The organism is Marinobacterium sediminicola, from assembly GCF_022343685.1.
GTDB classification, from domain to species: domain Bacteria; phylum Pseudomonadota; class Gammaproteobacteria; order Pseudomonadales; family Balneatricaceae; genus Marinobacterium; species Marinobacterium sediminicola.
This window is the reverse complement of record NZ_CP092123.1, coordinates 1,516,905-1,530,231: the sequence shown is the minus strand read 5'-3', so window position 1 is coordinate 1,530,231 and position 13,327 is coordinate 1,516,905. Positions and strand designations below refer to the sequence as shown.

The window sequence follows — 13,327 nt, the reverse complement described above, 5'->3', positions numbered from 1 at the left end:
GACTGAGGCGCTTAAAGCGCCTCACCTTCCACACGGTTTCGACCACTTTGCTGGGCAACCAGCAAATTCTCACGTGCTCTGCGCATGAGAGCAGCCGCATCATCTTCAAGATTGATCGCTGACGCCAGCCCGATACTGACCGTCCAACGCAAATTACCTGTACTGTAAGGCAACTCGAGATTCTCTACCGCTGCACGCATCCTTTCTGCTGCCAACAAGCCCTGCTCATGATTGGTTTCAGGCAAAACGAAAACCAGTTGATCATCCGCATAACGCGCCAGGAAGTCCGAGGTTCGCTTGAGGGCATGCAACACCATCACCGTTTGCTGCAGTACCTGATCACCCGCATCCCAGCCGTACCGGTCATTAATGCCGCTTAGATCATCCACATCGATCAGAAGAATGCTGGTGGCCCCGTCATAGCGTAATGCCTGAGCGGTTGCCATTTCCAACACCGGTATCAGGGTACGGCGATTATATGCCCCGGTAAGAGGATCACGCTGGGCCTGGTGCGACAATTTACGCTCAAGGTGTTTCTGGGCCGTCATATCTCTTGCAGTCCAGATCACCTCTCCCTGTTCGGACATCACCCAACGGCTCTGATACCAGCAGGGCTCACTCAAACCCAGCTCGCGCAGCACAGGTAGATGTTCAGGCCGTAACTGGTATTCCAGCTCCATGACATCCTCCCCTTCTGCCAGCTGCTTGAGCACTTGACGAAAATGCGCCAGCAAGTCCTTGGCAAACAACTCTTCCAACGAGCGCCCGACCAGCGCCTCAGATTGGCACCAACTCTGCTCTGCAGCACTGACAGCCACGATCGTCTCATTATCCAGAATAAACACCGGGTCCTGACAGGCATTCAGCAGTGCCTGACAACGCGCCTCATATGCATCTGTACTCATTACTACCCCCTTCACTCCGTACCTGAGCAATGTCGCCTGATTATGAGACCCATATCAAGCAATCTATTCATGATCATCCTAAGACTATACTATGTTCCTATTCAGGGACTATAAGTAGTCTTTCAATTGCATTTCGGCAGGAATCCGTAGATGCCCCATTCAGTATTGATGGCACGGCAGCCAATCTTTGACACTCGGCAAAAAGTTATTGCGTACGAGTTATTGTATCGCAGCAATGAGGGCACTAACCCTTTACCACTTATCAGCGGTGAAACCGCCAGCAGCCGTGTCATCCTGCGCTCTTACACCAGTATTGCCGATGCCGGCAATCTTCGCACCCTGCCTGCCTTTATTAATTTCAGCCAACAGATGCTGGAAGCTGAATCCTTGCCGTCGCTTTCGCCACGAGAGATCGTCATTGAAATTCTTGAGGATTGCGAGGTAACGCCCAGACTTATCAATGCAGTCGAGCGACTGCACAAGGCTGGATTCAAACTTGCACTCGATGATTTTATTTACCAGCCAGAATTCGAGCCCCTGCTGGAAATGGTTCATATCGTCAAGCTGGATATACGCAGCCTTTCTGCTATCGAGCTACGCCAGCAAGTGGAGCTGTTAAGACGTTTCAAGGTCAAGTTACTTGCTGAGAAAGTAGAGACCCAGGAGGAGTATCAATTATGCCTGGAGCTGGGCTGCGAGATGTTTCAGGGCTATTTTTTCAGCAAGCCAGAACTACTGAAAGGACGTAAGGCTGCAGGCAGCAAACTGATCATCACTCAATTGCTCAGCGCCCTCAGCCGCCCAGAATCGGACTTCGCGCAACTTAATGATGTGCTTTCTCGGGACCCGGCGCTCAGCTATAAACTGTTAAGATTAACCAATTCAGCAGCTTTCGGCTTGCAACGAAGTGTCAGCAGCCTCCAGGAGGCATTGGTTTATCTTGGCATCGATCAATTGAAAAAATGGGCTTCACTGATCATTCTGGCCGATGACTATGACAAACCCAGCGAACTCGTGCGCCAGATCCTGCTGATGGCACGGTTCTGTGAACGCCTGTCAGAAGCCTATCCAGCCGTCGACAGCGGCGAAGCGTTCATGGTTGGGTTGCTACTCCATCTGGATGCCCTGATGGATCAATCCCAAAGCGATCTGCTGCAGCAGATCGATGTTACATCGAAAATTTTTGACGCCCTGACAGAACGCCAGGGCGATCTTGGCCTGCTACTGCTGCAGGCCGAAGCGTTCGTCCAGGGTAATTGGGAATCGACAGACCAGCACCTGACTGACAAGCTTCAGCACTGTTACCTTGAAAGCCTGGAGTGGAGCCGAGAATCCATGCGCCTGATGGACGAAACCTGACTATTACTTCATTGGAGCCGTCATGACCTCAACAGCCGATTTCAACAGCGCCTCGTCACAGCTTCCGCAGGTGCCTTTCGGCGGCATTGCGCCCTTGCCGGTCAGTACAATCTGAGTCATGGCATCCACACCCTTGGCAATCCGCGGAGACCACGCAGCCTTATCATCGAGTTTCGGAGCACCACCCAAACCCGCCTGGTGACAGGCAACACAGTGATTCTGAACCACCTCATCTGCCGTCATCGCCTGCAGAGACAGCGGTGCAACCAACAGACCAGCCAAAGCCAAACAGTTACGCAGTTTCATAGCATCATCTCCATACGTTTTGTCTCAGCTTAACGTCACTTCCACTAAAGAGATATGACCTGCAACAGCCAACAATAAAAAAGGACACCCGCGGGTGTCCTTTTTGACCTGAGTGGTTAATTAGCTGCTGAGCTCCAGCAGCAACTTGTTCAACCGCTGAACATAGCTCGCAGGATCATCAAGCGTTGCACCTGCTGCCAGGCCCGCCTGATCAAACAACACCAACGCCAGTTCCGCAAAACGATCTTCATCAGGTTCCTGATCAAGTTTCGCGATCAATGGATGCTCCGGATTCAGCTCAAATATCGGTTTGCTATCCGGGACCTTCTGGCCAGCCGCTTCCATGATACGGCGCATTTGCAGACCCATATCATAATCACCAATGACCAGACAGGCCGGAGAGTCAGTCAAACGGTGAGTGATGCGAACCGAATCGACCTTATCTTCCAGAACCTTGGTCAAGCGCTCGATAAGACCTTCATGCTCCTTGGCAACCGCCTCAAGCTTCTGCTTCTCTTCCTCGGACTCGGTTTCACCCAGATCCAGTTCGCCCTTGGTAACATCCTGGAAGCTGTGACCGTCAAAGTCGAACAATTGGCTCATCATCCACTCGTCGATCCGGTCAGAAAGCAGCAGCACCTCGATACCCTTCTTACGGAACACTTCGAGGTGTGGGCTGTTTTTGGCAGTATTGAAGGAGTCTGCGACCACATAGTAGATTTTCTTCTGCCCCTCCTTCATGCGACCAACATAGTCTTCCAAAGAGACCGTTTGTTCGGCATTACCCGTATGGGTAGACGCAAACCGCAACAGCTTGAGAATCTTGTCTCGGTTGGCATAGTCCTCAGCCGGGCCTTCCTTGATCACTTGACCGAAGGTAGACCAGAATTTGGCATACTTGTCTGCATCACTCTTGGCCAGCTTGCTCAGCATGTCCAGAACACGCTTGGTCAAAGCCGAGCGCAACTTATCGACACTTGGATCTTTCTGCAAAATCTCACGGGAGACGTTCAATGACAGGTTATTGCTGTCGACCACTCCCTTAATAAAGCGAAGATAAAGCGGCAGGAACTGGTCAGCCTGATCCATGATGAAGACACGCTGCACATACAGCTTCAAACCACGGGGCGCTTCACGGTTCCACAGGTCGTAAGGTGCATTCTCGGGCACATACAGAAGGCTCGTATACTCCAGGTTGCCCTCGACCTTGTTGTGCGACCAGGTCAACGCGTCAGCAAAGTCATGAGAAATGTGCTTGTAGAATTCCTGATACTCATCGTCGTTGAGATCGGACTTGGAGCGCATCCAGAGAGCAGTTGCTGAATTGACACTTTCCAACTCAGGAGCGCTCGACTCTTCGGAGCCTTCTTCCTCATCGCTCGGCAGCGCTTCCTTGAGCATTTTGACCGGAATGGAGATATGGTCGGAGTACTTGCGTACCAGCGCTCGCAGGCGGTAACCATCGGCGAACTCTTCTTCACCCTCTTTCAGCTTGAGCACAATACGGGTGCCGCGCTGAGGCTTTGCGATCGCAGCAATCGTGAAATCACCCTCACCGGTCGATGACCAGTGCACACCATTCTCGGCCGGCTCACCGGCGCGACGAGTGTACACATCGACACGCTGTGCAACGATAAACGCTGAGTAGAAGCCAACACCAAATTGGCCGATCAACTGACTGTCCCTGGCCTGATCACCGGTCAGGCTTGACAGGAAACCTGCCGTACCGGACTTGGCGATGGTACCGAGATGCTCGATCACGTCCTGACGGTTCATACCGATACCACGGTCCTCGATGGTCACGGTACCGGCTTCCTTATCAAATTCGATACGGATATCGAGGTCAGAATCACCTTCATAGAGAGCATCGTTGTGCAGGGCTTCGAAACGCAACTTCTCAGAGGCATCGGATGCGTTTGAAATCAGCTCTCGCAGGAAGATCTCCTTGTTGGAGTACAGCGAGTGGATCATCAGGTGCAGAAGCTGTTTTACTTCTGTCTGGAAACCAAGAGTCTCTTTCTGTGTTTCTGTAGTCATGGCGGGCTTACCTACCTCCGAAAGCAAACTATCAACCTTCCCTGATATAGGGGTGCTGATTGTTTTTTCAAGGGCTTAGTCTTCGATTTCTGCCGTTACACGAGTATCCAGCAGAAAATGCGCACGCGCCTGAGCGATCGGCTTGCTCTTACGCTCCTGCCAGGCGACCACTGAGCAATTACCGACCCGACGCCCCTGACGACTGATCTGACAGATGGCAAAAGTATCCCTGTCCAGGCCGGATCGCATATAGTCCACCGAGAAATCGATAATCTTGGCCAACCCTGGTTGCGGCAACTGCAAGGTAAGCTGGAACAGTGCTGTCAATTCCATGAAAGACGCAATAACGCCGCCATGAATCGCAGGAATCGTCGGGTTGCCAATGTTGTCCGGATTGGATGGCAGCCGGAAGATTATCTCCTCGCCATAACACTCACACTTGACGCCCAGCACCTGGGCGTAAGGAATCAGATCGACCAGCGGCTGGTAGTCGCCGCTGGCATGAGCTTGTTTGACCAGTTCAAGCAGTTGTTGCATCCGAAGCTCCTTCAATCATGGCTCTGAATGCCGAATCAGTTACACCGCCCTCGGGGCGCATAAAGGTGGCGATCGCATAGGCAACCGGGCGATCGGGATCGTCCTGAAACACTGACGCGCGCGTGAACAGCACACTGCGGGTCACCCGATAGCATTCTGCGGATACAAATAGCGACTCGCTCTGTACCGGTGTGCGCATATGATCAATCCGAAGGTCAAGCGTTGGGCAGAGCTCGAACTGCTCCAGTGCGCACAGCGTCGATACGCTGCTGGCAGCATCGACCAGAGTCGTTAACACACCACCATGGAAATAGGTGTCGATCCCTTCCGTAAGCAACTGCGACTGAACCGGAAGCACAAGCGTCACCTTGCTTTTCTCGGCACTGATCAGACGGATACCCAGTTTGCGCATATGCGGTTGCGCATCCAGAAAACGCATACAGCGTGCGCCGAAATCATTCTTTTTCATGATCAGTCACTTCCCGAGCTCATCATCAGTGTTTTGAGCGTAGACGAGGTAAATTCACGTCGATAGAGCACAACCACCACCGTAAAGGCCAACAGCATGAATACCCATGGATTGATGAACCAGCCCAATACGGCAATGCTGAAATAATAGGTACGCAGGCCCAGATTGAAATTATGCGCAGCCATCGATGCCATTTTGGCGATGCGTTCAGCGTGGGCCTTCAGCTGGGCGGCCGAAGGGTTCTCGGCGGGCAAGGGAGCGCCACCGATCATCACGGAGACAAAACCGTACTGACGCAGACTCCAGGTAAACTTGAAGAAGGCATAAATAAACAGAACAACCAGTACCAGTAACTTCAGCTCCCATTCCTGCTTGGTTGCCACTACAACGAAAGGCAGGTCTTCCACAAGGTTGATTGCCTTCTCGGTCGAGCTCATCACCGTCATCAGGCCGGCAAGCACCAGAATGGTCGTGGATGCGAAGAAAGCAACACTGCGCTCAAGATTGGCAATCGCCGTAGTATCTGCGATACGTACTTCGCGTGATAACATCCTCTGCATCCATTCGGTGCGGTACAGATGCAGCATACTCACCAGGCAGGGGGTTCTGTGGCTCTTATAGGTGGCATAGTACATATAGCCACGAAAGCAGAGCAGAAACCATCCCAACGCCAGTGCGTTAGCCCAGTTGCTTTCTATCAGCAACAGCATTTTTTCCATTGAAAACTCCGGTCACCAGGTCCGTATGACAATAATCTACAGGGATTAAGTTCCAGTGTCTTCAAGCAGTTACAACCTTTCGGCCGGTGCAGGTTATGCCCTTGCCACAACAATCGTCATGAGCATGGCCGCTGTACTGATCAAGTTGACTGCCGTCATGATCAGCATCGAGATGATCGTATTCTTTCAGTACCTGCTATGTGTACTTGTCATGCTCCCCTGGCTTAAGCAGAGCGGCCTGCAGGCTCTGCATACCCGACGGCCATGGCTACATCTGATCCGAGGTCTGAGCGGCTGGGGCTGTTTCTATGCCTACTATCTGGCACTGGAGAAGATTCCGCTGGTTGATGCCGCCTTGCTGCGCAACTCCGCCCCCCTGTGCGTGCCGCTGTTGCTGCTGATGTGGCACAGAGTTGGATTGCACTGGATGAGCTGGTTGCCCCTGATACTGGGCTTCATCGGTGTCGGCCTCATCATGCAGCCGGAAGGCGAAGGGTTAAGTAGCTGGCACCTGGTTGGGTTCATCTCGGCATTGGCGCTTGCAGGGTCAATCGTAACCACACGCGAACTGACGCAAACGGAGCCGGTTAATCGCATCCTGTTTTACTATTTCCTCATCTCAGCTCTTGCAGGACTTCCCCTCGCTGCCTGCAATTGGCAACCTGTACACCTGTCCACCTTGCCCTACATTTTGCTCATTGCAGGTTCCATCTGGCTGACAATGTGGCTGTACACACGGTCATACAGCAATGCGCCGGCATCCGTAATCGCCCCCTTAAGCTATTTGGGTGTGGTTTTCACGGGACTCTGGGGTTGGATGATCTGGGACCAGGTACCCCTTGCAAGTACCTGGGCCGGGATTGCGCTTGTCGTCCTGGGCGGTGTTGGATCCGTATGGATTGGCTCAAGGCTGAAAAGTCAGCACTGAGCCATTCAATCATGATGAGCAAGTGAGAAAAAGTGCCTCAGCCCATTCGGGTCGAGGCCCTGCATAACGCTCAAACCCCGGATGCTGATCGGAGGGGTGGCGCAGCAAGGGCAGCAGGTCCTGCAGCGGTCGATAATCGCCCTGATGCGCCTCGCGGATCGCTTCCTCCGCCATATAGTTGCGCAGAATAAAACGGGGATTGACCGAGCGCATCTGCTGCCTGCGAATTGGCGGACTTGACGCTTCTTCTTCAGTTCTAAGGCGGTAGCGCTCAAGCCAGTCGACCAGGGCCTGGGGGCGGGAGCAGAACGCCAGCAACTCACGATACTGAGCATCGCCAGCCAATTGCCATTCTGTCAGTGCTCGCAGAAAACGGTTATGGTCGATATGCTGCTCTCTCCAAATAGACTCAAGGTCCTTGATAAGTTGCCCGTCACTCGGTTCAACTGAAAGCAACCCAAGGCGAGCCTTCATCCTCTCCAGGTAGTGAGCCTGATATACGCCATCGAAGCGATCCAGCTCGGTTTCTAGATCTGCTCGTTCAACCAGCGGCAACATGGCTTGTGCCAGTGCCGCCAGGTTCCAGAGCACAATCGAAGGCTGCTTGCTGAAGGCATAACGGGCCTCGTGATCATTCTTATTGGCTACATGATGCGGCTCATAATGGTCGAGAAAAGTATAGGGACCATAATCAAATGTCTCTCCGATCAAAGACATATTGTCAGTATTGAGCACCCCATGTACGAAGCCATAGGCTTGCCAGCTGGCGACCAGACGTGCAGTTCTCTCGAGTACTTCACGATACATTGCCCTGTAAGGCTGGTCAGACTCAGTAAGATGAGGAAAAAAGCGGCCCAGACAGTAATCTGCCAGCTTGCGCAGATCCTCATGCTGCCCGGAATAAAAGAAGTATTCAAAGTGACCGAAACGGATATGGCAGGGAGAGACCCTCAACAGCATGGCACAGGGCTCCATGCCATTACGCATCGTATGCTGCTCACTGCCGAACAGGCATAGCGCCCGAGTCGTCGGGATGCCCAGGCCTGACATCGCCTCCCCCGCAAGGTATTCACGAATGCTGGACCGCAGGACGGCACGTCCATCGCCAAAACGGGAAAATGCCGTTTTGCCGGCCCCTTTCAGATGCAAGTCGTAGCGTACCCCCCGGCCATTAACAACCTCACCCAATAGCAAGCCTCGACCGTCACCCAAGTCTGGGTTGTAAACACCAAACTGGTGACCGGTGTATTTCATCGCAAGTGGATCAACCCCGGGCCAGTGCGCAGTGCCTTCAGAGTAAGAGACAAGCTGATCAGAGTTGATGCTACAAGGGTCCAGATCCAGAAGACGTGCCACTTCAGGACTGAAGGCGATCAAATGACCGTGTTTCAGGGGCTGCACCTTTCTGCGCTGAAACCAGTGCTCCGGCAAGCGAGCATAGCTGTTATCAAAATTCAGCGAGTCCAGACTTCGAGCAGCACACATCCACATTTCTCCTCATTCAACGCCTTATAACCTAGCATTTTAATCAGGTATTTACAGCCCCTAAAGTGCAGGGTTATTTTTGATGGCCATACTGATAAGCTTGCGGCTGAGTAAGGAGCAAGTGATGTGGATTGAATTATCAGACCTTTTCTGGCTGGCGATGACGGCGCTGGCATGCCTGACCTGGTGGCATAACCTTAAACTGCGGGAGCATGCGACACTGAAGGTCCAGCGATACTGTGAACAACACGATGTACAGCTTCTGGATCAAAATATCGCGCTGAAGAGCATAAAGCCGATCCGTTCGGCCAAGAGCGGCACGCTGGTGATGGCACGCCGCTACCAGTTCTATTTCACATCGACCGGAGATGAACGCTACCCCGGTACAGTTGATATGGTAGGACGCGACATTACACTGATCGAACTGGCGGCCCACAAACTGAGCTAACCGGATTATTTCGCCTTGAGCGCCCTGGTGATGAGTCGATCCAGCTGATTGGCAAACTGCTGTCTGTCCGCATGATTCAAGGCAGCAGGCCCACCACTCTGTATGCCGCTGGCACGCAGAGTTTCCATGAAGTCACGGATATTAAGTCGTGCCCGAATATTTTCCGCAGTGAAGCGCTCTCCACGAGGCGTCAAGGCCATAGCCCCCTTTTCCAGGACCTCAGCCGCCAGCGGTATATCGGCCGTAATCACCAGATCCCCCGCTTGAGCTCTACGAACGATTTCATGGTCGGCAACATCAAAGCCGGCGGCAACCTGAACTGACCGAATATTGGCAGCAGGTGGCACCCTGAGGGGCTGGTTTGCAATCAGCGTTAACTCAAGCCCGCTGCGCTCGGCCGCACGAAACAGGATCTCCTTGATCACCACCGGACAGGCATCTGCATCAACCCAGATCTTCATCACCATCCCTCAGCGCAGCTGACGCACGCGACAGCTGCGTCCCTTGACCTTCCCTTTTGATAGAAGGCTCACGGCCTCGCGTGCTATTGGCCGACTGACCGCCACATAGGTACAGAAATCAAACACACGAATCTTGCCGACCTGATCCCCTGTCAACTCGCCCCCCTTGGTCAGCGCACCCAATACATCACCCGGGCGTATCTTTTGCTTCTTACCGACATCCAGCTGTAGTGTCGCCATGGGTGGCCGATAGTCAGTGGCAGCACTTCCCTTGGGCAAGGCAGTCGGCGTAATGATCATGTCCATCTGCGCCTCGACCGCCGCCAACTTGAAGCGTTCACGCTCGTTGAACAGTGTCACCGCCACACCGCTCTGGCCGGCACGCCCAGTACGTCCGATACGATGCACATGCACCTGGGCTTCCTTGGAGGGGCGGTGGTTGATAACCAAGTCCAGACCCTCGATATCCAGGCCACGAGCCGCCACATCGGTCGCAACAAGTACCGATGAACTTTGGTTGGCAAAACGCACCAGCGTCTGGTCACGTTGACGCTGATCGAGATCACCGTGCAGCGCGACCGCCGCAATACCAGACTGCTGCAGATAACCTTCCAGATCGCGTACCTCCTGCTTGGTGTTGCAGAAAACAACGGCAGAAACGGGACGATAATGGAAAATCAACCGGGTCACCGCATCGTCACGCTGCTCATCCTCAACCGAATGGAAGTGCTGTTCGATACTGGTGTTCTTGTGCAGCGCCTCGACCTCAACTTTCACCGGCTCACGCATGATTCGCGCTGCAATGGCTTCTATCGATTGCGGGTAGGTGGCGCTGAACAGAAGCGTCTGTCGCAGCTCCGGTGTCGCCGCGACAATGGCATCAACTGCGTCCTGGAAGCCCATTTCCAGCATTCGATCGGCTTCATCCAGAACCAGTATCTGCAGGCGGTTGAGTTGAAGGGTGCCCTTGCGCAGGTGCTCTTCAATACGCCCGGGTGTGCCGACGACAATATGCGCGCCGTGCTCGAGGGAACCAATCTGAGGGCCAAGCGGCATACCACCACATAGCGTCAGTACCTTCACGTTGGAGATCTGACGCGCCAGGCGACGCAACTCCTGCGCCACCTGGTCGGCAAGCTCACGTGTCGGGCAGAGAACAAGCGACTGTACGTGAAAACGACTGCTGTCGAGCCCCTGTAATAGACCGAGCCCGAAAGCAGCGGTTTTGCCGGAGCCGGTCTTACCCTGAGCAATCAGGTCACGCCCCTCGATAATGACCGGCAGGCTGTCCTGCTGGATCGGGGTCATGTAATGGTACTCAAGGGATTCCAGATTACGCAGCAGTTCAGACTTCAGGGAAAGGTGCGAGAAAGGCAGTTGACTCAAGAGGGTTACCTGTCGATGGCGGGTCACTAAAACTACATTCTAACAGAATGCCGGTATCAGACCCGAGACAGATACAAAAAAAGGCAGCCGAAGCTGCCTTTTTCACGGATCAGAAGAAACTTACTTCATTTCCCAACCAGTCACTTCGGCCAGAGCTTTGCCGATGTCAGCCAGGGAACGAACAGTCTTCACACCAGCGTCTTCCAGAGCAGCGAACTTCTCGTCCGCAGTACCCTTACCACCGGAAATGATCGCACCAGCGTGGCCCATGCGCTTGCCCGGAGGCGCAGTAACACCTGCGATGTAGGAAACAACCGGCTTGGTTACGTTTGCCTTGATGTAAGCAGCTGCTTCTTCTTCGGCAGAACCACCGATTTCACCGATCATTACGATCGCTTCAGTCTGCGGATCGTTCTGGAACATTTCCAGAATGTCGATGAAGTTGGAGCCCGGGATCGGGTCACCACCGATGCCAACACAGGTAGACTGACCGAAACCAGCATCAGTAGTCTGCTTAACAGCTTCATAAGTCAGTGTACCGGAGCGAGAAACGATACCCACTTTACCCGGCAGGTGAATGTGACCCGGCATGATGCCGATCTTGCACTCACCCGGAGTGATAACGCCCGGGCAGTTCGGGCCGATCAGGCGAACACCCAGTTCATCACACTTGACTTTGCAGTGAAGCATATCCATTACAGGGATGTGCTCGGTGATGCAGACGATCAGCTTGATGCCAGCATGAGCAGCTTCCAGGATGGAATCTTTGCAGAACGGAGCCGGTACGTAGATAACAGACGCTTCAGCACCAGTCGCTTCTACCGCTTCCTTAACAGTGTTGAACACCGGCAGACCCAGGTGCTCAGTACCACCCTTACCCGGAGTTACACCACCGACCATCTTGGTACCGTAGGCAATCGCCTGCTCAGAGTGGAAAGTACCCTGGCCACCGGTAAAGCCCTGACAGATGACTTTAGTATCTTTGTTGATCAGAATGGCCATGATTATTTACCCTCCGCTGCTTTCACTGCCTGCTGAGCAGCATCAGTCAGGCTGGTGGCTGCGATGATGTCCAGACCGGACTCAGCCAGCTTCTGCGCACCCAGTTCAGCGTTGTTACCTTCCAGACGTACGACAACCGGTACGTTTACACCTACTTCTTTCACCGCACCGATGATACCGTCTGCAATCAGGTCGCAGCGAACGATACCGCCGAAGATGTTAACCAGGACCGCTTTAACGTTCTGATCTTCAAGGATGATTTTGAACGCTTCGGTTACACGCTCTTTGGTAGCGCCACCGCCAACGTCCAGGAAGTTGGCCGGGAAGCCACCGTGCAGGGAAACGATGTCCATGGTGCCCATTGCCAGGCCCGCACCGTTAACCATGCAACCGATAGTACCGTTCAGCGCAACGTAGTTCAGATCCCATTCAGCAGCACGTGCTTCACGAGCGTCGTCCTGAGACGGATCGTGCATAGCCTGCAGATCCTTGTGACGGTATACGGAGTTACCATCGATAACGACCTTGGCATCCAGACAGTGCAGGTTACCCTGGTCGGTGATGACCAGCGGGTTGATTTCCAGCAGTGCCAGATCCTTTTCTTCGAACATCTTCGCCAGACCCAGGAAGATGTTAACGAACTGCTTGACCTGGTCACCCTGCAGGCCCAGCTGGAACGCCAGTTCGCGGCCCTGATACGGCTGCGCACCGGTCAGCGGGTCGATGGTTGCTTTCAGGATCTTCTCAGGAGTCTCTTCAGCAACTTTCTCGATTTCGACACCACCTTCGGTGGATGCCATGAACACGATACGACGGCTGGAGCGATCGACAACTGCACCCAGGTAAAGCTCGTTAGCAATATCGGTGCAGGTTTCAACCAGAATCTTGGAAACCGGCTGACCATTTGCGTCTGTCTGATAAGTTACCAGACGCTGACCCAGCCATTTTTCAGCGAAAGCCTGGGCTTCAGCCGGAGAGTCTACCAGCTTAACACCACCCGCTTTGCCACGGCCACCGGCGTGAACCTGGGCTTTAACAACCCACTTGTCACCGCCAATCTTTTCAGCCGCTTCAGCAGCCGCTTCCGGAGTATCTACCGCAATCCCTTTGGAAACCGGCAGACCATATTCAGCAAACAGTTGTTTGCCCTGGTACTCGTGAAGGTTCATGCTCTAATCCGTTGTATTTTCGGTTATACAGGTGCCCTTGCCAAAGTGCACAGGCAGGACACACCTTTTGCTCTGCAGAACCCGGCAAGTCGGGGTCTCCGACCAACCGGGCTAAC

At 53.6% G+C, this 13,327-nt stretch carries 14 protein-coding genes; 3 read left to right on the top strand and 11 right to left on the bottom strand.

Going from position 1 to position 13,327, the window contains the following annotated elements; genetic code table 11:
- Positions 1–11: 11 nt before the first annotated feature.
- Positions 12–905 (bottom strand): GGDEF domain-containing protein, encoded by an 894-nt coding sequence (locus LN244_RS07000; RefSeq protein ID WP_239042128.1) that lies wholly within the window; start codon positions 903–905, stop codon positions 12–14.
- Between the two features lie 150 nt (positions 906–1,055).
- Here LN244_RS07000 and LN244_RS06995 point away from each other — a divergent pair, with 150 nt between their 5' ends.
- Positions 1,056–2,264: an EAL and HDOD domain-containing protein gene (locus tag LN244_RS06995; RefSeq protein ID WP_239042127.1), complete on the top strand. Its 1,209-nt coding sequence runs from the start codon at positions 1,056–1,058 to the stop codon at positions 2,262–2,264.
- Positions 2,265–2,267: 3 nt separating this feature from the next.
- Here the strand turns inward: LN244_RS06995 and LN244_RS06990 are convergent, their stop codons facing one another.
- The 5 genes from LN244_RS06990 to LN244_RS06970 all read right to left on the bottom strand — a co-directional run bounded on the left by LN244_RS06990 (position 2,268) and on the right by LN244_RS06970 (position 6,332).
- Complete coding sequence (locus LN244_RS06990) at positions 2,268–2,570, bottom strand: c-type cytochrome (RefSeq protein ID WP_239042126.1); 303 nt, start codon at positions 2,568–2,570, stop codon at positions 2,268–2,270.
- A gap of 120 nt (positions 2,571–2,690) precedes the next feature.
- Positions 2,691–4,607 carry a molecular chaperone HtpG gene (htpG, locus tag LN244_RS06985; protein WP_239042125.1) on the bottom strand — a complete coding sequence of 639 codons (1,917 nt, stop codon included), beginning with the start codon at positions 4,605–4,607 and terminating at the stop codon, positions 2,691–2,693.
- Positions 4,608–4,682: 75 nt separating this feature from the next.
- Complete coding sequence (locus LN244_RS06980; RefSeq protein ID WP_239042124.1) at positions 4,683–5,144, bottom strand: PaaI family thioesterase; 462 nt, start codon at positions 5,142–5,144, stop codon at positions 4,683–4,685.
- Positions 5,128–5,613: a PaaI family thioesterase gene (locus tag LN244_RS06975; protein WP_239042123.1), complete on the bottom strand. Its 486-nt coding sequence runs from the start codon at positions 5,611–5,613 to the stop codon at positions 5,128–5,130. The genes LN244_RS06980 and LN244_RS06975 overlap by 17 nt, the downstream gene beginning before the upstream one ends.
- Positions 5,614–5,615: 2 nt before the next feature.
- Positions 5,616–6,332, bottom strand: coding sequence for a DUF599 domain-containing protein (locus tag LN244_RS06970; protein WP_239042122.1), 717 nt, complete (start codon positions 6,330–6,332; stop codon positions 5,616–5,618).
- A gap of 55 nt (positions 6,333–6,387) precedes the next feature.
- On the opposite strand from LN244_RS06970, the gene LN244_RS06965 reads away from it, so the two are divergent.
- Complete coding sequence (locus LN244_RS06965) at positions 6,388–7,260, top strand: DMT family transporter (protein ID WP_239042121.1); 873 nt, start codon at positions 6,388–6,390, stop codon at positions 7,258–7,260.
- A 9-nt stretch (positions 7,261–7,269) separates the two neighbouring features.
- On the opposite strand, the gene LN244_RS06960 is transcribed toward LN244_RS06965, so the two are convergent.
- Entirely contained in the window at positions 7,270–8,745 is a 1,476-nt protein-coding gene (locus tag LN244_RS06960; RefSeq protein WP_239042120.1) for a protein adenylyltransferase SelO, read from the bottom strand.
- Between the two features lie 124 nt (positions 8,746–8,869).
- Here LN244_RS06960 and LN244_RS06955 point away from each other — a divergent pair, with 124 nt between their 5' ends.
- A complete protein-coding gene (locus LN244_RS06955) occupies positions 8,870–9,193 on the top strand; it encodes a DUF3301 domain-containing protein (protein WP_239042119.1) in 324 nt (107 codons plus the stop codon).
- A 5-nt stretch (positions 9,194–9,198) separates the two neighbouring features.
- Here LN244_RS06955 and LN244_RS06950 read toward each other — a convergent pair whose 3' ends face one another.
- The 4 genes from LN244_RS06950 to sucC form a co-directional block, all read right to left on the bottom strand.
- Positions 9,199–9,654 carry a YaiI/YqxD family protein gene (locus LN244_RS06950; RefSeq protein WP_239042118.1) on the bottom strand — a complete coding sequence of 152 codons (456 nt, stop codon included), beginning with the start codon at positions 9,652–9,654 and terminating at the stop codon, positions 9,199–9,201.
- A 9-nt stretch (positions 9,655–9,663) separates the two neighbouring features.
- Positions 9,664–11,040 (bottom strand): ATP-dependent RNA helicase DbpA, encoded by a 1,377-nt coding sequence (dbpA, locus tag LN244_RS06945; protein ID WP_239042117.1) that lies wholly within the window; start codon positions 11,038–11,040, stop codon positions 9,664–9,666.
- A 120-nt stretch (positions 11,041–11,160) separates the two neighbouring features.
- A complete protein-coding gene (sucD, locus tag LN244_RS06940; protein ID WP_239042116.1) occupies positions 11,161–12,042 on the bottom strand; it encodes a succinate--CoA ligase subunit alpha in 882 nt (293 codons plus the stop codon).
- 2 nt (positions 12,043–12,044) lie between these two features.
- Complete coding sequence (gene sucC / locus LN244_RS06935; protein WP_239042115.1) at positions 12,045–13,211, bottom strand: ADP-forming succinate--CoA ligase subunit beta; 1,167 nt, start codon at positions 13,209–13,211, stop codon at positions 12,045–12,047.
- Between the last annotated feature and the right edge of the window lie 116 nt (positions 13,212–13,327).

What these genes read in the sequence shown, in the direction of transcription:
- LN244_RS07000 (WP_239042128.1), bottom strand. Translation starts at nt 905, where the DNA reads ATGAGTACAGATGCATATGAGGCGCGTTGTCAGGCACTGCTGAATGCC.
- LN244_RS06995 (WP_239042127.1), top strand. Translation starts at nt 1,056, where the DNA reads ATGCCCCATTCAGTATTGATGGCACGGCAGCCAATCTTTGACACTCGG.
- LN244_RS06990 (WP_239042126.1), bottom strand. Translation starts at nt 2,570, where the DNA reads ATGAAACTGCGTAACTGTTTGGCTTTGGCTGGTCTGTTGGTTGCACCG.
- htpG (WP_239042125.1), bottom strand. Translation starts at nt 4,607, where the DNA reads ATGACTACAGAAACACAGAAAGAGACTCTTGGTTTCCAGACAGAAGTA.
- LN244_RS06980 (WP_239042124.1), bottom strand. Translation starts at nt 5,144, where the DNA reads ATGCAACAACTGCTTGAACTGGTCAAACAAGCTCATGCCAGCGGCGAC.
- LN244_RS06975 (WP_239042123.1), bottom strand. Translation starts at nt 5,613, where the DNA reads ATGAAAAAGAATGATTTCGGCGCACGCTGTATGCGTTTTCTGGATGCG.
- LN244_RS06970 (WP_239042122.1), bottom strand. Translation starts at nt 6,332, where the DNA reads ATGGAAAAAATGCTGTTGCTGATAGAAAGCAACTGGGCTAACGCACTG.
- LN244_RS06960 (WP_239042120.1), bottom strand. Translation starts at nt 8,745, where the DNA reads ATGTGTGCTGCTCGAAGTCTGGACTCGCTGAATTTTGATAACAGCTAT.
- LN244_RS06955 (WP_239042119.1), top strand. Translation starts at nt 8,870, where the DNA reads ATGTGGATTGAATTATCAGACCTTTTCTGGCTGGCGATGACGGCGCTG.
- LN244_RS06950 (WP_239042118.1), bottom strand. Translation starts at nt 9,654, where the DNA reads ATGAAGATCTGGGTTGATGCAGATGCCTGTCCGGTGGTGATCAAGGAG.
- sucD (WP_239042116.1), bottom strand. Translation starts at nt 12,042, where the DNA reads ATGGCCATTCTGATCAACAAAGATACTAAAGTCATCTGTCAGGGCTTT.
- sucC (WP_239042115.1), bottom strand. Translation starts at nt 13,211, where the DNA reads ATGAACCTTCACGAGTACCAGGGCAAACAACTGTTTGCTGAATATGGT.